The 18,192-nt window shown below is 60.2% G+C and carries 17 protein-coding genes; 10 read left to right on the forward strand and 7 right to left on the reverse strand.

Going from position 1 to position 18,192, the window contains the following annotated elements:
• Positions 1-7 precede the first annotated feature (7 nt).
• Positions 8-904 (reverse strand): LysR family transcriptional regulator, encoded by an 897-nt coding sequence (locus ND528_RS19010; RefSeq protein WP_263470917.1) that lies wholly within the window; start codon positions 902-904, stop codon positions 8-10.
• Between the two features lie 164 nt (positions 905-1,068).
• Here ND528_RS19010 and amaB point away from each other — a divergent pair, with 164 nt between their 5' ends.
• The 9 genes from amaB to ND528_RS19055 all read left to right on the forward strand — a co-directional run bounded on the left by amaB (position 1,069) and on the right by ND528_RS19055 (position 12,167).
• A complete protein-coding gene (amaB, locus tag ND528_RS19015; protein WP_130910615.1) occupies positions 1,069-2,559 on the forward strand; it encodes an L-piperidine-6-carboxylate dehydrogenase in 1,491 nt (496 codons plus the stop codon).
• A gap of 90 nt (positions 2,560-2,649) precedes the next feature.
• Positions 2,650-3,933 carry an L-pipecolate oxidase gene (gene amaA, locus ND528_RS19020; RefSeq protein ID WP_263470918.1) on the forward strand — a complete coding sequence of 428 codons (1,284 nt, stop codon included), beginning with the start codon at positions 2,650-2,652 and terminating at the stop codon, positions 3,931-3,933.
• A gap of 368 nt (positions 3,934-4,301) precedes the next feature.
• Complete coding sequence (locus tag ND528_RS19025; protein WP_041480713.1) at positions 4,302-5,435, forward strand: ABC transporter substrate-binding protein; 1,134 nt, start codon at positions 4,302-4,304, stop codon at positions 5,433-5,435.
• Between the two features lie 245 nt (positions 5,436-5,680).
• On the forward strand, positions 5,681-6,595 hold the full coding sequence (locus ND528_RS19030) for an ABC transporter permease subunit (protein ID WP_016771918.1): 915 nt from the start codon (positions 5,681-5,683) through the stop codon (positions 6,593-6,595).
• Between the two features lie 3 nt (positions 6,596-6,598).
• Entirely contained in the window at positions 6,599-7,900 is a 1,302-nt protein-coding gene (gene livM, locus ND528_RS19035) for a high-affinity branched-chain amino acid ABC transporter permease LivM (protein WP_024011385.1), read from the forward strand.
• Positions 7,897-8,769: an ABC transporter ATP-binding protein gene (locus tag ND528_RS19040; protein ID WP_016771916.1), complete on the forward strand. Its 873-nt coding sequence runs from the start codon at positions 7,897-7,899 to the stop codon at positions 8,767-8,769. The genes livM and ND528_RS19040 overlap by 4 nt, the downstream gene beginning before the upstream one ends.
• A complete protein-coding gene (locus tag ND528_RS19045; protein ID WP_016771915.1) occupies positions 8,766-9,482 on the forward strand; it encodes an ABC transporter ATP-binding protein in 717 nt (238 codons plus the stop codon). The genes ND528_RS19040 and ND528_RS19045 overlap by 4 nt, the downstream gene beginning before the upstream one ends.
• Positions 9,483-10,319: 837 nt before the next feature.
• Entirely contained in the window at positions 10,320-11,084 is a 765-nt protein-coding gene (locus ND528_RS19050) for an SDR family oxidoreductase (RefSeq protein WP_122748055.1), read from the forward strand.
• Between the two features lie 177 nt (positions 11,085-11,261).
• A complete protein-coding gene (locus tag ND528_RS19055; RefSeq protein ID WP_137215852.1) occupies positions 11,262-12,167 on the forward strand; it encodes a cation diffusion facilitator family transporter in 906 nt (301 codons plus the stop codon).
• Positions 12,168-12,262: 95 nt separating this feature from the next.
• Here the strand turns inward: ND528_RS19055 and ND528_RS19060 are convergent, their stop codons facing one another.
• From ND528_RS19060 to ureE, 5 genes are all read right to left on the reverse strand, one after another.
• Positions 12,263-13,396, reverse strand: coding sequence for an AGE family epimerase/isomerase (locus ND528_RS19060; protein WP_137215853.1), 1,134 nt, complete (start codon positions 13,394-13,396; stop codon positions 12,263-12,265).
• A gap of 179 nt (positions 13,397-13,575) precedes the next feature.
• A complete protein-coding gene (locus ND528_RS19065) occupies positions 13,576-14,148 on the reverse strand; it encodes a HupE/UreJ family protein (RefSeq protein WP_263470919.1) in 573 nt (190 codons plus the stop codon).
• A gap of 27 nt (positions 14,149-14,175) precedes the next feature.
• Positions 14,176-14,790: an urease accessory protein UreG gene (gene ureG, locus ND528_RS19070; protein WP_016771910.1), complete on the reverse strand. Its 615-nt coding sequence runs from the start codon at positions 14,788-14,790 to the stop codon at positions 14,176-14,178.
• A 24-nt stretch (positions 14,791-14,814) separates the two neighbouring features.
• A complete protein-coding gene (locus tag ND528_RS19075; protein WP_137215855.1) occupies positions 14,815-15,489 on the reverse strand; it encodes an urease accessory protein UreF in 675 nt (224 codons plus the stop codon).
• Positions 15,486-15,986, reverse strand: coding sequence for an urease accessory protein UreE (gene ureE / locus ND528_RS19080; RefSeq protein ID WP_039756959.1), 501 nt, complete (start codon positions 15,984-15,986; stop codon positions 15,486-15,488). The genes ND528_RS19075 and ureE overlap by 4 nt, the downstream gene beginning before the upstream one ends.
• A gap of 463 nt (positions 15,987-16,449) precedes the next feature.
• Between ureE and ND528_RS19085 the strand changes: the two genes are divergently transcribed.
• On the forward strand, positions 16,450-17,400 hold the full coding sequence (locus tag ND528_RS19085; RefSeq protein ID WP_263470920.1) for an IS110 family transposase: 951 nt from the start codon (positions 16,450-16,452) through the stop codon (positions 17,398-17,400).
• A gap of 57 nt (positions 17,401-17,457) precedes the next feature.
• Here the strand turns inward: ND528_RS19085 and ND528_RS19090 are convergent, their stop codons facing one another.
• A complete protein-coding gene (locus tag ND528_RS19090) occupies positions 17,458-18,090 on the reverse strand; it encodes a TetR family transcriptional regulator (RefSeq protein WP_016771906.1) in 633 nt (210 codons plus the stop codon).
• Between the last annotated feature and the right edge of the window lie 102 nt (positions 18,091-18,192).

Consider the following 18,192-nt stretch of genomic DNA (forward strand, 5'->3'; position numbering starts at 1 on the left):
GGGGTGGTCAGGGATTGTCGATCTGCTCCAGCATCCATTTCACAAAATCTCGCACCTTCGGCACTTCCGCCGCGTGCTCCGGGTAGGCCAGGTAATAGGCATCGCTGCTGGGCATCGCATGCTGCCAGGGTATGACCAGTTTGCCTTCGGCCAATTCCTCTTCCACCAGAAACCGTGGCAGCAGCGCCACGCCACAACCGACCTGGGCGGCGCGGATGCACATGTAAAAGGTTTCGAAACGCGGCCCGTGGTAGCTGTGTTCGGTGTGGTAGCCCTGACTGTCGAACCAGTCGTGCCAGGCCTGCGGTCGCGAGGCATTTTGCAGCAGCACCAGGTCGGTGAGTTGCGTCGGGTCAGTGAATGGCGTGTCCGGCAGGCTGCCCGGGGCGCAGACCGGTACCAGTTGTTCGCCGAACAGTTTCAGGCATTCGGTGCCCGGCCGCGAAGCCTGGCCGAAATAGAAGGCCAGATCGCTGCGCCCCTGCAACAGATCGTCGGCTTCCTGTTCGTTGCACAGATCCAGATGAATCGACGGATGGCGCAGGCGCCAGCCTTTCAGGCGCGGCACCAGCCAACGCGCGCCGAAGGTCGACGGGGTGGAAACGCGCAGGACTTCGGTCTCGCCGCCGTAGGAACGCAGGTAATGCGTCGACATCTCCACTTGGCTGAGGATTTTTCTGACCTCGACCAGATACAAATCCCCGGCCGGTGTCATCTGCAAACGCCGACGCACGCGGCGGAACAGCAAGTGCTGCAACAGTTCTTCGAGCTGCGCGACCTGTTTGCTCACCGCACTCTGGGTCAGGTTCAGCTCTTCGGCAGCGCGGGTAAAACTCAGGTGCCGGGTCACGGCCTCGAAGCATTGCAGCGCGGTGATCGAGGGCAAGTGGCGTTTGTTCAGCATGGCCAGTCCTTTTTCTTGTCTTTCGCCAGGCAGCATGAATAAACGGAATGATATCTGGCGTAAAGGTCGTTTGTTGCATCGCCGCAGTGAGGCTACAACTAAAGGCCTGCCCGGCCATGCGAAGAATGGCCGCACACATTCTGTTTTTGCTTGAGGAGAGACCGATGGTTGCCGCATTGCTTGATCGTCTGGGAGTCAACCCGGCCCTGTACCAGAACGGCAAAGTGCCGGTGCATTCGCCCATCGATGGCAGCGAAATTGCCTCGGTGAACTGGGAAGGCGCTGCCGAAGTCGAGCAGCACATCAGTCGTGCAGATCATGCATTCGAGCACTGGCGCAAGGTGCCGGCGCCGCGTCGCGGTGAGCTGGTGCGCCAGTTCGGCGAAGTGTTGCGCGAGTACAAGGCCGACCTCGGCGAGCTGGTATCGTGGGAGGCCGGCAAGATCACTCAGGAAGGTCTGGGTGAAGTGCAGGAGATGATCGACATCTGCGACTTCGCCGTTGGCCTGTCGCGCCAGTTGTACGGTCTGACCATCGCCTCCGAGCGCCCGGGCCACCATATGCGTGAAACCTGGCATCCGCTTGGCGTGGTCGGGGTAATCAGCGCGTTCAATTTCCCGGTCGCAGTGTGGGCGTGGAACACCACCCTGGCGCTGGTCTGCGGCAACCCGGTGGTGTGGAAACCGTCGGAGAAAACCCCGCTGACCGCGCTGGCCTGTCAGGCACTGTTCGATCGCGTAGTGAAGAATTTCAGCGATGCTCCGGCGAGTCTGTGCCAGGTTGTGATCGGCGGTCGTGATGCCGGCGAAGCGCTGGTCGATGATCCGCGTGTTGCGCTGATCAGCGCCACCGGCAGCACGCGCATGGGCCGCGAAGTGGCGCCGAAAGTCGCCGCGCGTTTCGCCCGCAGCATTCTCGAGCTCGGCGGCAACAACGCGATGATCCTCGGCCCGAGCGCCGATCTGGACATGGCGGTGCGCGCGATTCTGTTCAGCGCCGTCGGTACCGCCGGGCAACGCTGCACGACCTTGCGTCGACTGATCGCTCACGAATCGGTCAAGGAAGAAATCGTCACCCGCCTCAAGGCTGCCTATTCGAAAGTACGCATCGGCCATCCGCTGCAAGGCAATCTGGTCGGCCCGCTGATCGACAAACACAGTTTTGAAAACATGCAGGACGCCTTGGAGCAGGCATTGAGCGAAGGCGGTCGGGTGTTCGGTGGCAAGCGCCAACTGGAAGAGCAGTTCCCCAACGCCTACTACGTGTCGCCGGCCATCGTGGAAATGCCCGAGCAGAGCGACGTGGTCTGCAGCGAAACCTTCGCGCCAATTCTCTATGTGGTCGGCTACAGCGATTTCGAGGAAGCGCTGCGCCTGAACAACGCCGTGCCGCAAGGCCTGTCATCGTGCATCTTCACCACCGACGTGCGCGAGGCCGAGCGGTTCATGTCGGCGGTCGGCAGCGACTGCGGCATCGCCAACGTCAACATCGGCCCGAGCGGCGCGGAAATCGGCGGTGCCTTTGGTGGCGAGAAAGAGACCGGCGGCGGTCGTGAATCCGGCTCCGATGCCTGGCGCGCGTACATGCGCCGGCAGACCAACACCGTCAACTACTCGCTGGAATTGCCGTTGGCGCAGGGCATTACATTCGATTAAGCAGCTACAAGCTTCAAGCTACAAGCGTCAAGCAGACCGGCTTGCAGCTTGTAGCTTGTGGCTTACGGCTGCTCCGACAGGAGCTTGGCAATGCCGTTACGCGAAGAATGTCTGTGGGAAACGCTCACGCCACAACGCCCGGATAACACCGCGCTCAAGGGCGAGGTCAAGGTCGATGTCTGCGTGATCGGCGCCGGGTTCACCGGGTTGTCGGCGGCGCTGCATCTGTTGGAAAAAGGCAAAAGCGTCTGCGTGCTGGAGTCTCATCGTGCAGGTCATGGCGGTTCCGGGCGCAACGTCGGGCTGGTCAACGCCGGCATGTGGATTCCTCCGGACGAGATCGAGGCCGGTTTCGGCGAGGCGGTCGGCAGTCAGCTCAACCGCATGCTCGGTGCGGCGCCGGCGCTGGTGTTCAGCCTTGTGGATAAATACAACATCGATTGCCAGTTGCGCCGCGAAGGCACTTTGCACATGGCGCACAACGCCAAGGGCGAGGCGGACCTGCGCAGTCGCGAGCAGCAGTGGAAGCGCCGTGGCGCACCGGTCGAACTGCTCACCGGCAAGGCTTGCGAGCAAGCCACCGGTACGCAGAAAATCGCCGCCGCGTTGCTTGATCGCCGTGCCGGCACGCTCAATCCTATGGCCTATGTCACCGGGCTGGCGAATGCCGTGCGCGGGCTCGGCGGGCAGATGTTCGATCATTCGCCGGTGACCCGCCTCGAGCGCATCGGGCCGAAGTGGTCGGTACAGACCGCCCAGGGTTCGGTGCTCGCCGAGAAAGTGGTCATTGCCTCCAACGCCTACACCGAAGGCGACTGGACCGAACTCAAGCGCAATTTCTTTCCCGGCTATTACTACCAGGTCGCCTCGGTGCCACTCAGCGAAGACGCTGCGCAAGAAATTCTCCCGGGCGGGCAGGGCTCGTGGGACACCCGTCAGGTGCTGAGCAGCATCCGCCGCGACAAGGACGGGCGCCTGTTGCTCGGCAGCCTCGGCAATGGCAACCAGAAACCGACCTGGTTTCTCAAGGCCTGGGCTGATCGGGTACAGCAGCATTACTTCCCCAATCTGAAGCCGGTCGAGTGGGAATGCACCTGGACCGGGCGCATTGCGTTTACCCCTGATCATCTGATGCGCCTGTTCGAACCGGCGCCGGGACTGGTGGCTGTCACCGGTTATAACGGTCGCGGCGTCACCACCGGCACGGTGGTCGGCAAAGCCTTCGCCGATTACCTGTGCAACGGTGATCCGCAGGCACTGCCGATTCCCTTCGCACCGATGCAGCCCCTGGCCGGTGCGGGCTTGCGCAGTTGCCTGTACGAGGCCGGGTTTTCTCTGTATCACGCGGGCCAGTGCCTGCGCATCGTCATTTGAGTGTTGAAATTTGTTGCCGCAAGCGGCGCTTTTGCATCCAGCGACTAGCCTGTAATGGTGCGGGTTGTAGCAGTCCCGCACCAGCAGTGTGCAGTTCGGTGACGCGGGCTGTTACAGGCTGGTTGCACGTCGTTTGCCGCTGCGGTTGCAATGATGGCGCGTGCGGGTTGCGCCTGAAAAAACAAATGGTTTCACCTTCCGCGGTTTAGACGGTTGCACGCCCAATGAAAATGGGACCGAAACAGTCGAAATAACAACAACGCAGCGACTTTTTGAAGAATAAAAAACCGATGGCACGGGCCTTGCTCTGAGCTTTGAGTGAAGTGAAGTCGCAGTGCCAACTAAAAAAAACCTTGGAGCACCACCTCATGTCCCAGACGTTTTACAAGAAAGGCTTTCTGGCCCTCGCAGTCGCTACTGCGCTGGGTGTTTCTGCGTTTGCTCAAGCTGATATCAAGATCGGTGTAGCGGGTCCTATGACCGGTGCCAACGCGGCATTCGGCGAGCAGTACATGAAGGGTGCACAGGCGGCGGCCGATGCGGTCAACGCGGCGGGCGGCGTCAACGGGGAAAAAATCGTCCTGGTCAAAGGCGATGACGCCTGCGAACCGAAGCAGGCGGTGACGGTCGCCAAGGACCTCACCAACCAGAAAGTCGCCGGCGTGGTCGGCCACTTCTGCTCCTCCTCGACCATTCCAGCGTCGGAAATCTACGACGAAGCCGGGATCATCGCGATCACCCCTGGCTCGACCAACCCGCAAGTTACCGAGCGTGGCCTCAGCGCCATGTTCCGTATGTGCGGACGTGACGACCAGCAAGGCATCGTTGCCGGCGACTACATCGTCGACATGCTCAAGGGCAAGAAAGTCGTCGTGCTGCACGACAAGGACACCTACGGCCAAGGCCTGGCGGACGCCACCAAGGCTCAGCTGGAAAAACGCGGCGTCAAGCCTGTGCTGTACGAAGGCCTGACCCGTGGCGAGAAAGACTTCAGCACCATCGTCACCAAGATCCGTGGCGCCGGTGCCGATGTCGTCTACTTCGGTGGCCTGCATCCGGAAGCCGGTCCACTGGTTCGCCAGCTGCGTGAACAAGGCCTGAAAGACGTCAAGTTCATGTCCGACGACGGCATCGTGACCGACGAGCTGGTGACCACCGCTGGCGGCCCACAATTCACTGACGGCGTGCTGATGACTTTCGGCGCCGACCCGCGCCTGTTGCCTGAAAGCAAGACCGTAGTGGACGCGTTCCGCAAGGCCGGCACCGAGCCTGAAGGCTACACCCTGTACGCCTACGCCTCGGTTCAGACCCTGGCGGCAGCTTTCAATGGCGCGAAGAAAAACGACGGCGAAGCCGCTGCCAAGTGGCTGAAGGCCAACCCGGTGAAAACCGTGATGGGCGAGAAGACCTGGGACGCCAAAGGCGACCTGAAAGTCTCCGACTACGTGGTTTACCAGTGGGACAAGGACGGCAAATACCACCAGCTGGAAAAGCAGAAGTAAGGGCTGAAGCGATCATCTGATCACTACCGATCCCCTGTGGGAGCGAGCCTGCTCGCGAAGACGCACTGACAAACAACCTCTGCGTTGAATGTGCAACCGCTTTCGCGAGCAGGCTCGCTCCCATAAAGGGGTTCCGTGTGGTCAGGGCTGATCACGCTCCGACATTGCTCCGACGTACATCTGTATTTTTCCTAGAAGAACCGCGCGTCATGGGCGCGCAGGTTCTCACTGCGTGAGATTGCGTTATGGATGGTATTTTCCTGCAGCAACTGGTCAATGGCCTGACCCTCGGGTCGGTCTATGGCCTGATCGCCATCGGCTACACAATGGTCTACGGCATCATCGGCATGATCAACTTCGCCCACGGCGAGGTTTACATGATTTCCGCTTACCTGGCGGCAATCAGTCTGGCTCTGCTGGCTTACTTCGGTATCGAATCCTTCCCGCTGCTGATGCTCGGCACGCTGATCTTCACCATCGTCGTCACGGCGGTGTATGGCTGGGTCATCGAGCGTGTTGCCTACAAACCCCTGCGTAACTCGACCCGCCTGGCGCCGCTGATCAGCGCTATCGGTATTTCGCTGATTCTGCAGAACTACGCACAGATCGCTCAGGGTGCCAAACAACAGGGCGTGCCTACGCTGCTGACCGGGGCCTGGCGTGTTGAAGTCGGCACCGGCTTCGTACAACTGACCTACACCAAAGTCTTCATCCTGATCGCCGCGTTCGTCGGCATGGGGCTGCTGACCTACGTCATCAAATACACCAAGCTCGGCCGCATGTGCCGTGCGACCCAGCAAGACCGCAAGATGGCCTCGATCCTGGGAATCAACACCGACCGGGTGATTTCCTATGTGTTCATCATCGGTGCAGCCATGGCCGCACTGGCCGGTGTGCTGATCACCATGAACTACGGCACGTTCGACTTCTATGCCGGCTTCATCATCGGCATCAAGGCTTTCACCGCAGCGGTTCTGGGCGGCATCGGTTCACTGCCCGGCGCTATGCTCGGCGGGATCATCCTCGGCATCTCCGAGTCGCTGTTCTCCGGTCTGGTCAACTCCGACTACAAAGACGTGTTCAGTTTCTCGCTGCTCGTCCTCGTACTGGTCTTCCGGCCGCAGGGCCTGTTGGGCCGTCCTCTTGTGTCGAAGGTGTAAGCGATGTCTGCAACCACTGAAAAATCCATCGATATCAAAAAAAGTCTGGTCGAGGCGATTCTTGCCGGCCTGATTGCGCTGATCGTGTTCGGGCCGATTGTCGGCGTGGTCCTCGACGGCTACAGCTTCAACCTCGAAGCGACCCGCGTGGCGTGGATCATTGCCATCGTCATGGCCGGTCGCTTTGCCCTCAGCCTGTTCCTGCAAACACCCAAGGGCCTGAAGATCCTCGACGGGTTCGAGAGCACCGGTTCCGGCGTGCACGTGCTTCCTGCAGATTACAAATCGCGGCTGCGCTGGATCATTCCGCTGATCATTGTGCTGGCGATCATCGTGCCGTTTGTTTCCAACTCCTACCTGCTCGGCGTGGTCATCCTCGGTTTGATCTACGTGCTGCTGGGGCTGGGGCTGAACATTGTGGTCGGTCTGGCCGGGCTGCTCGACCTTGGTTACGTGGCGTTCTACGCCATCGGTGCCTACGGTCTGGCGCTGGGTTACCAGTATCTCGGTCTGGGCTTCTGGACCGTGCTGCCGCTGGCGGCGATCACCGCAGGCCTGGCCGGTTGCATTCTCGGTTTCCCGGTGCTGCGTCTGCACGGTGACTATCTGGCGATCGTGACCCTGGGCTTCGGCGAAATCATCCGTCTGGTGCTGAACAACTGGCTGTCGCTGACTGGCGGCCCGAACGGCATGCCGGCGCCACTGCCGACGTTCTTCGGCCTGGAGTTCGGCAAGCGGGCGAAGGATGGCGGGGTGCCGTTTCATGAGTTCTTCGGTCTGACCTACAACCCGGACGTGAAGTATTACTTCATCTACGCGGTGCTGTTCCTGGTGGTGCTGGCGGTGCTGTACGTCAAGCATCGGTTGGTGAAAATGCCGGTGGGTCGCGCCTGGGAAGCCCTGCGTGAAGATGAAATCGCCTGCCGTTCGATGGGCCTGAACCACGTACTGGTCAAACTCTCGGCGTTCACCATCGGTGCGTCGACGGCGGGTCTGGCCGGGGTGTTCTTCGCCACCTATCAAGGCTTCGTCAACCCGACCTCGTTTACCTTCTTCGAATCGGCGCTGATCCTCGCCATCGTCGTGCTCGGCGGCATGGGTTCGACCATCGGCGTGGTCATCGCCGCATTCGTGCTCACCGTCGCCCCGGAACTGCTGCGTGGCTTCGCTGAATACCGCGTGCTGCTGTTCGGCATCCTGATGGTGTTGATGATGATCTGGCGACCACGCGGGCTGATCCGCATCAGCCGCACCGGGGTCAAACCACGCAAAGGTGCCATTCACTACGAGAGGACTGCGCCATGAGTGAAGTCGTACTCTCTGTTGAAAAACTGATGATGCATTTCGGCGGCATCAAGGCGTTGAGCGATGTCAGCCTGAAGGTCAAACGCAATTCGATCTTCGCCCTGATCGGCCCCAATGGCGCCGGCAAGACCACAGTGTTCAACTGCCTGACCGGTTTCTACAAGGCCACGGGCGGCAAGATCGAACTCAATGTGCGCGGCCAGCAGACCAACGTCATCCAGTTGCTGGGCGAGTCGTTCAAACCGACCGATTTCGTTTCGCCGAAATCCTTCCTCAGCCGCATGTACTACAAAATGTTCGGCGGTACTCACCTGGTGAACCGTGCCGGTCTCGCCCGGACGTTCCAGAACATTCGCCTGTTCAAGGAAATGTCGGTGCTGGAAAACCTGCTGGTGGCGCAGCACATGTGGGTCAACCGCAACATGCTCGCCGGTATTCTCAACACCAAGGGCTATCGCAAGGCCGAGAGCGATGCGCTGGATGTCGCGTTCTACTGGCTGGAAGTGGTCGATCTGGTCGACTGCGCCAACCGTCTCGCCGGTGAACTCTCGTACGGCCAGCAACGCCGTCTGGAGATCGCTCGGGCCATGTGCACGCGGCCGCAGATCATCTGCCTCGACGAACCGGCCGCTGGCCTCAACCCTCAGGAAACCGAAGCGCTCAGCGCGATGATCCGGCTGCTGCGCGACGAGCACGATCTGACCGTGGTGCTGATCGAACACGACATGGGCATGGTCATGAGCATTTCCGATCACATCGTGGTTCTCGACCACGGCATCGTCATCGCCGAAGGCGGGCCGGAAGCGATCCGCAACGATCCGAAAGTGATCGCGGCCTATCTGGGCGCCGACGAAGAGGAGCTGGTATGAGTCAACCGATCCTCGAACTGCGTAATCTGGACGTGTTCTACGGCCCGATCCAGGCGCTCAAGGGCGTTTCCCTGCAGATCAACGAAGGCGAGACCGTCAGCCTGATCGGCTCCAACGGCGCCGGCAAGTCGACCTTGCTGATGTCGATCTTCGGCCAGCCGAGAGCGGCGGGTGGGCAGATTCTCTATCAGGGCGTCGACATCACGCAGAAGTCCTCGCACTACATCGCCTCCAACGGCATCGCGCAGTCACCGGAAGGGCGGCGGGTTTTCCCCGACATGACCGTCGAGGAAAACCTGCTGATGGGCACCATCCCGATTGGCGACAAATACGCCAAAGAGGACATGCAGCGCATGTTCGAGCTGTTCCCACGGCTTGAGGAGCGACGCAATCAGCGGGCGATGACCATGTCCGGCGGTGAACAGCAGATGCTCGCCATCGCCCGTGCGCTGATGAGCCGGCCGAAGCTGTTGCTGCTGGATGAACCGAGCCTGGGCCTGGCGCCGATCGTGGTGAAGCAGATTTTCGCCACGCTGCGCGAGCTGGCGAAAACCGGGATGACGATTTTCCTCGTCGAGCAGAACGCCAACCATGCGCTGAAGCTGTCGGACCGGGCGTATGTGATGGTTAACGGTGAGATTCGCCTCACCGGCACCGGTAAAGAACTGTTGGTGAATGAGGAGGTGCGTAACGCCTATCTGGGCGGGCACTGAATTCTCACGGTTGTACACAGCCCCGGCGACGAGAGTCCCGGGGCTTTTTTATTTCTCAATATCGCCATATGTCTGTGTAGGAGCTGCCGAAGGCTGCGATCTTTTGATCTTGAAAAACAATCAAAAGATCGCAGCCTTCGGCAGCTCCTACATGTAATCAAGGCATGACATCAAGCGGAATTCAGAATTGTGGAAAACAAATTCCCCAAGCTGCCAAAGCGCGACATATAGACGCTGCAAATGGCTGTTTTTCCACAGTTTTGAGTTGTCCCCGGTTACTGTGGAGCTGGCTGTGAATAACGTGGGTGTATCTGGCTGCAAGCCTTATAAAACGTGGCTTGCATGGATGTGCTTATTTTTTGATCAGGCATTTTTGCTGAAGCGAGCGGCGTCGTTGTCAACCTTTTTCTGGGGCGTAGAGACTTGGCAATTCCGTGTGCGCAAGCCTGTGGATAAGTCTGTGACTAAACTCTGGAAAGACCTCGCGGAGCGCCGTAGTTGCTGGCCTCGCGCAATCACCCGGTTGCACCGTCCGTCGTGCAAAATGCCCTGTCCCGCACATCCCCCGCCTCACGGTCAAGCGAAAAACTTTCCATTTCGCCCGCAAAGCCTTGTGTGGCGCGGCTTTGCGCGTTTGCACTTGCCCCCGGAAACTGTGGAGCAGACTGTGGATAACATGCGTGCACATGGCTACAGGCCACGCTGGCTATGGTCTTGGCAGGTCTGGTTGATTTTTGTACAGCTGGCAGGTGTTGCCCGTATCAGCGAGGGCGGGCATGCTGCCTGCTGATTTTCAATTCCAAGGGCTGCCGTGGCGGCCGAAGCAAGGAGAACACGATGTCCGACACCCTGTTTATCACCGGCGCTACGTCCGGTTTTGGTGAAGCCTGTGCCCGTCGTTTTGCCGAGGCTGGCTGGAAACTGGTACTGACCGGCCGTCGTGAAGAACGCCTCAATGCCCTCTGCGCCGAACTGTCGAAGCAGACCGAAGTGCACGGTCTGGTTCTCGATGTGCGCGATCGCAAGGCGATGGAGGAGGCGATTGCCAACCTGCCGCCGTCGTTCGCCAAACTTCGTGGCCTGATCAACAACGCCGGCCTGGCGCTCGGCGTCGACCCGGCGCCCAAGTGTGACCTGGATGACTGGGACACCATGGTCGACACCAACGTCAAAGGCCTGATGTACGCCACCCGCCTGCTATTGCCACGGCTGATCGCCCACGGCCGCGGCGCCGGTATCGTCAACCTCGGCTCCATCGCCGGCAACTATCCGTACCCCGGCAGCCACGTGTATGGCGCGACCAAAGCCTTCGTCAAACAGTTCTCGCTGAACCTGCGTTGCGACTTGCAAGGCACGGGCGTGCGGGTCAGCAACATCGAACCCGGCCTGTGTGAAAGCGAGTTCTCGCTGGTGCGTTTCGCCGGTGATCAGGAGCGCTACAACGCCACTTACGCTGGCGCCGAGCCGATCCAGCCACAGGACATCGCCGAGACGATTTTCTGGGTCATGAACACCCCGGCGCACATCAACATCAACAGCCTGGAGCTGATGCCGGTGAGCCAGACCTGGGCCGGGTTTGCCATCGAGCGTAACAAGGCTTGATACCGCGCTGAGGCCATTCGCGAGCAGGCTCGCTCCCACAGGAGAATGCATTTCAAACTGTGGGAGCGAGCCTGCTCGCGAAAAGGCCGGCACAGGCAAAACAAGTCGATAAGCTAAACTCCTCACTCAACCATCAGGCCGCACCCCGCGGCGCTGAAGGTTTCATGAGGAGTTCAAGTGAGTAACCGAGGTGAGCAGGCACTGCTCAAACAATCGACGCTGTTGATGCTGGCGGTGTCGATTGCCGGGATCGTCACCGGTTTTGTTTCAGGTTCGCAATCCATCCTGTTCGATGGCTTTTTTTCGCTGATCGCGACGTTCATCAAAATCCTGATGCTGATCACTGCCCGGCTGATTGCCAAGCAAAGCAATCAGCGTTTCCAGTTCGGCTTCTGGCATCTGGAGCCGATGGTGTTGCTGATCGAGGGCAGCTTCCTGCTGTTGATCGCCATCTACGCTTTTCTCAACGGCGTGTTCGGCATCATCAATGGTGGCCGCGATATCGAGTTGGGTCTGGTGATCGTCTATGCGGCGGTGTTTACCGTTGTCGAGTTCGCCTACTTCTTCTACGTGCGCCGGCGTAATCGCACGCTCAAATCCAGCCTGATCCAGTTCGACAACATCAGCTGGCTGGTCGACGCGATGCTCTCGGTGGGCCTGTTGATCAGTTTCCTCGCCGCGCTGCTGCTCAAGTCCCAGGGCTATGGCGAGTGGGCGGTGTATGTCGACCCGCTGATCCTCATCGTGCTGGCGCTGACCATGCTGCCCCCGGCATTCAAGATCCTCGGCCCGGCGTTGCGTGATGTGCTGGGTATCGCCCCGGACACGCTGGATGACCAGGTCAGGCAGGTCATGGAGGTGGCGAAGGTCGAGCATGGTTTCGACGATTACGTGTCCTACGTGCAAAAGCACGGTCGGGCGCGGTTCATCGAAATTCATGTGGTGTTGCCGGCGGATTATCCGCTGCGCGATGTCGCGCAACTGGATGCTTTACGCGAGGAGATATCGGCGCAGCTGGGTGAACCGGATGCGGCGAGGTGGCTGACGATCAGCTTCACCGGGGACAAGAAGTGGATTGCCTGATGACCGCGTAACGGCATTCGCGAGCAGGCTCGCTCCCACAGGGGAATGCATTTCAAACTGTGGGAGCGAGCCTGCTCGCGAAAGCAATTGTTCGGTCAGCGAAGATATTCAGCCAAACCGTGATAGCAAGTCGCCAAATGATAAGGCGTGGTCGAAGGCATGTCCTTGCGGCTGACCTCTCCATTCTCATCGCGACACTCATGCCAACCGCCGGCATGCAGAAACCGCTGCTGCAACGCCTGCAACTGGCGCAGCACCACCGCTTCGCTGTCCGCGCGCAAGGTCAGCGCGCGCAGGTATTCGGCTTGAGCCCAGATCCGCTGGGTCGAATCCCTCGGCCGGCCATTGCTTTCCAGATCAAGCATCGCCCGTACCGCGCCGCAGGACTCCAGCACGCCGTACTGCTCGGTGAAGGCAAACGCCCGATCCAGCGCCCGGTGCAGTTTCGAGTCGCGCAACAGCGCCGACGATTCGAGCAGGAAATACCATTCGAACTGGTGCCCCGGCTCGTACCAGTTATCCACAGCACCCAGCGGCTTCTCCATCAACACGCCATATTGCGGATCGACGAATTGCTTGTGCATGGCTGTGCATAACTCAAGCAAGTCTTTCTGCGTTTGCGAGTCTTCGCGCACTCCCAAAGTGGCCAGAAAGGCTTCGGCCAAGTGCATCAGGGGATTTTGCAGTGGGCCGGTTTGCAGAGTGTTCCAGTCCCGCTCAAGGCAGGCTTCGTACAAACCGTCGCCGGTGGCGAATCGGCGGCCGATGATTTCCAGCGCGGCGTTGAGTGTCGACTCGGCCAGCGAATCCCGCGACTTGTCCCAGTAATGCGCGCAGGCGAACAGGATGAAGGCGTGGGTGTAGAGATCCTTGCGCTGGTCCAGCGGCTTGCCCTGGGCGTCGATGCTGTAGAACCAGCCGCCGTGCTCGGCATCATGGAAATGCCGTTGCAGGGAACGGAACAACGCGGCGGCGCGGACTTCGGCGTTATCCACAACCCCGATCAGGCTGGAGAACAGATACAGCTGGCGTGCGCAGGCCATCGCCCGATAGCGTTGCGCTGGCAGCGGTTGATGCGCGCCGTCCAGCGCCTCGTACGGCAACGCCATGTCGGCGTTCCAGCCCGGGCCTTGCCACAGCGGCACGATCACGTCGAGGAAGTGCTGCTGCACCTGGCCAAACAGGGCGGTCAATTCGGGCAGGGCGGTGGAGCGGGAAGCGTGGGGCATGGGCGGGCGTCACGGGCTGGGGCGATTGCGCGACATGGTAGCAGAGAGCACCGCTTGAGAGAGGCGGTGTCTGTCAGGCCGTCTTCGCGAGCAGGCTCGCTCCCACAGTGGATTTGCAGCGTACACAAAACCTGTGGGAGCGAGCCTGCTCGCGAAGAGGCCAGTGCAGGCGCTAAAAATCAGCCTGCCAACAACCACACGCCGGTCGCCGCCGAAGCCGCACCCGCCAACCGCACCAGCGGTGCCGCTGCCTGCGGAAGAACCCGCACCACGCCATAGCCGAGCGCATGCAACACCGCTGTCGCCGCGACGAACCCGGCCGCATACGCCCACGGGCTGCTCATTTCCGGCAGCTCCAGCCCATGCGCCACGCCATGGAACAGCGCAAACAGCGCCGTCGCTGCCACCGCCATCACCAGCGGCGGACGTACCGCCAGTGCCACGGCCAGGCCCAGCGCCAATACCGAAGCAGCAATCCCGCTTTCCAGCGCCGGCAACGCCAGCCCTTCAAAACCGAACAGGCCGCCCAGCAGCATGGTGCCGACGAATGTGCACGGCAGCGCCCAGCGCGCCGCGCCTTGTTGCTGCGCCGCCCACAAACCGACGGCGAGCATTGCCAGCAAGTGATCGAGGCCGCCGATCGGATGGCTGATGCCGGCGATGAGGCCGCTGTCGCCATGCCCCGGGTGAGCGAAGGCCAGTGCCGGTGTCAGCAGCAACGCCAGAGCGCCAAGAATGCGTTTGAGTGTCATGGATAAGCTTCCTTGTTGATAAGTGAGTCAGGCGGCGGTCAGCAGGCCCTGGCGTTCGATGAAGGCGATGATTTCTTCGAGGCCCTGACCGGTTTTCTGGTTGCTGAACACGAACGGCTTGCCGTTGCGCATGCGTTTGGTGTCGCTGTCCATCATTTCCAGCGAAGCGCCCACCAGTGGCGCGAGGTCGATCTTGTTGATCACCAGCAGGTCGGACTTGCAGATCCCCGGGCCGCCCTTGCGTGGCAACTTGTCGCCGGCGGAAACGTCGATCACGTAGATGGTCAGGTCGGACAGCTCCGGGCTGAAGGTCGCCGAAAGGTTGTCGCCGCCGGACTCCACCAGAATCAGATCCAGCCCGGGAAAGCGCCGGTTCAGTTGATCGACCGCTTCAAGGTTGATCGAGGCGTCTTCGCGGATCGCCGTGTGCGGGCAGCCGCCGGTTTCCACGCCGATGATCCGCTCCGGCGCGAGGGCCTCGTTGCGCACCAGGAAATCAGCGTCTTCGCGGGTGTAGATATCGTTGGTGACCACGGCGAGGTTGTAGCGCTCGCGCAGAGCCAGGCACAGGGCCAGGGTCAACGCGGTCTTGCCGGAACCGACCGGGCCGCCGATGCCGACGCGCAGAGGTTGTGTATCCATTTCATTCTCCAAAAATAACCAGCCCTAAGAGCGGAAGAGGCGGCTGTACTGGCGCTCATGGGCCATGCACGCCAGGGACAGGCCAAACGCGGCGCTGCCGATGTGTTCGGGATCTATGCGGGTCGCATCGTGCTGCGCCTGTTGCAGCAGTGGCAGCAGTTCGCTGGTCAGGCGCTGGGCGGCTTGCTGGCCCAGCGGCAGGGTTTTCATCAATACGGCGAGCTGGTTTTCCAGCCAGCTCCACAGCCACGCGGCAAGAGCATCCTGCGCGCTGATGCCCCAGGCGCGTGCTGCCAGCGCCCAGCACAGGGCCAGATGCGGTTCTGTGGTCTGGTCAAGAAAGTCGCGGGCGGGCGCATCGAGTTCCGGCAAACCGTTCAACAACTGCTGCAAGGAGTAGCCCATCTGCCGGCTCTCCAGATGCAGCTCACGGGTTTCGCGACTGGCGCGGTGGCTCTCGCAGAGCTGCCTTAACTCGGCCCAGTTTTCATCTGCTGCGGCCTGGCAATGCGCCAACAGCAGCGGCGCTTCGAAGCGGGCGAGATTGAGCAGCAGTTGATCGCTGATCCAGCGGCGGGCGGCGTCAGGGTTGTGGACCCGGCCGTTATCCACCGCCATTTCCAGACCCTGGGAATAGCTGTAACCGCCAATCGGCAGTTGCGGACTGGCCAGACGCAGCAGCGCCCAGGCCGGATTCACAGGCGCACGCCGAACTGATGGAGTTTCGGCGCGTAGTTGAAGTCTTCATCGCCGTGGCGGGAGTGATGATGGCCGCCGCCGTAAGCGCCGTGTTCCGGCTGGAACGGCGCTTCGATGGCCTCGACCTGTGCGCCGAGTTGTTCGAGCATCGCCTTGAGCACGTAATCGTCGAGCAGGCGCAGCCAGCCATCACCGACTTGCAGGGCGACATGGCGGTTGCCCAGGTGATAGGCCGCGCGCGTCAGTTCGAACGCATTGGCGCAGGTGACATGGAGCAGTTGTTCGGGACGGGCGCAGACGCGCACCACACGGCCGTCTTCGGCCTGCAGGCATTCGCCGTCATACAGCGGTGGCTGGCCGCGCTCCAAAAACAACCCGACGTCTTCGCCTTCAGCACTGAAACAGCGCAAACGGCTTTTGCTGCGCGCTTCGAAGGTCAGGTGCAGCTCGGCGGCCCAGACGGGTTGAGGGTCGATTCTGCGATGAATCACCAGCATCGGAAAGCTTCCAGCAATGAACGTTGATTGGGCTAGAGCAAGCGCCGCGCCAATCGGGCGATCTGTAGGAAATAGCTGTCGGCGCGTGCCTGATCTTTCAACAGGCGCGGCGATTCTGGAAGGTTTTGGTGCATGAAGGATTTGTCATGCACCAAAGCGAGGCCATGGCGGATGTTCGATGTGGGAGCGAGCCTGCTCGCGAATGCGCCGTGTCAGACAAATGTATTCAGCTGATCCAGCGCTTTCGCGAGCAGGCTCGCTTGTATGGTTAGACTTGAAGGGGTGGTGGGACGAACAGTTCGCATCTGACTGCTGTAACAGTACAGACCGTGGGAGACCTCGCCCCACCCCTTCCACCAAAAGCGCCGATAGAGAATGCTTCGTTCAAGCGACGATAGAAACAAGCCTGCGCCTCTGGGTGAAACCCCTACAAGTCGTAAAACCTTAGCGTGGAGAAGTGCCAGTGGCAATGCGCGTGTCGAAGTCAATCGTGGGTGTGGACGTCGCCAAAGCTGAACTCGTTATTTATTTAGCAGATCCAGATCTGCTTACTTCGATAACCAATGAAAAGCCAGCCATAAAGCGCTGGCTTAAAACGTTACCGGGGCCCACCGCCATAGCTGTTGAAGCGACCAATATTTATCATGTCGACTTGGTTGAGTTGGCCCACGAGTCAGGTCATGACGTTTACATCATCGACGGTTTTCAACTGAGTAATTATCGTAAAGGTGTCGGTGGTCGTAGTAAAACGGACGCATCTGACGCCCGCCTTCTCGCCCGTTTTCTAAAAAACGAAGGCGAAGATTTACGCCCCTGGACCCCACCTCCGGCAGTCTACGGCAAGCTGCAAAGTCTTCTACGACGTAGAGCTTCGCTGATACAGGCCAAGACCAGCCTGACCCAGAGCTGGGCAAATGACGCCAGCTTGAAAGCCGTGTTCGCAACTTTCGTAAAGTCCATAGACAGGTTGAATTTGCTAGTTCAGAAAAAGCTCAAGGAAATCTTGCGTGAAGCTGGTTTGCTGGAAGAAGTTGCCAGATGCCAAGCCATCGAAGGTATCGGTTTTCTAACTGCAACTGCTTTGGTCATGGCATACAACCGCGGCGACTTTACCAGCGGTGACTCTTATATAGCGTTTTTAGGCATGGACCTGAGGGTGAGTGACTCGGGCCAAAAAAATGGCCGTAGATATTTAACCAAGCGTGGATGCTCGGAGGTGCGGCGGTTACTGCATAACGCTGCCATGTCAGCTTGCCGATCAAATGCCTGGAAGGAGTTCTACAGCCACCATCTCAACTGCGGAAAAGCGACTACACAGGTGCTCGTGATGCTCAGCCGCAAACTCGCCCGCATAGCATTCGCCCTGATGAAAAATCAGAGCGAATATCAATCGAAAGGGGCAGTTATCGCTTGAGGACAACCATAGAATCTCCCACAGGGGGCTTTGCGCTGTGTCAGATAGAGAAGGGGATTACTCGGTACTGCCCAGCCCTTGCCAGTGCTTGAGGCCGATGAAGATGAAGCGCAGTTGCTGGGTGATCTTCGCCTGCGGGGTCAGATGCTCCGGCAAGGCTTCGGCGGGCGGGTCGATGATGTCGGGGAGGGTGGCGAACACCGATTTGACGATCAGGTCAGCCATCACGCTGAGGCCGGCCAGATCCAGATGTTGCAGCTTGGGCATCAGCGCCAGGTCCGCCGCGAGGTCGGCGCTGATGTTCTCCCGCAGGCGTCCGATCGCCTGGCGTACCGGCAGCGAGCCGCCGTATTGTTCGCGGGCGAGAAACAGGAATTGCGAGCGGTTGGCGTTGACCACATCAAGGAAGATGCGCACCGAAGCGTCGATGATGCCGCCCATGACGAATTCATTGTGGCGCACCAGGCGGATGGTCTCGCGGAAGGTCTGGCCGACTTCACTGACCAGCACCAGCCCCAACTCGTCCATATCGGCGAAGTGACGATAGAAACCGGTGGGCACGATGCCGGCGGTCTTGCTCACTTCGCGCAGGCTCAGGCTGCCGAATCCTCGGCCGCTTTCCATCAGGTGGCGGGCAGCGTCCATCAGGGCGTTGCGGGTCTGTTGTTTCTGTTCGGCGCGGGGCAGCATCGCAGGGTGTGTTCTTCGGCAGGACAAGCGCCGCACTCTAGCAAATCGGCTTTGTCGGCGTCGAACGGGAGTCGTGCAGCGAGGGTTTTACAGAAGCTGAAA

The organism is Pseudomonas mercuritolerans, assembly GCF_025706525.1.
GTDB lineage: Bacteria > Pseudomonadota > Gammaproteobacteria > Pseudomonadales > Pseudomonadaceae > Aquipseudomonas > Aquipseudomonas mercuritolerans.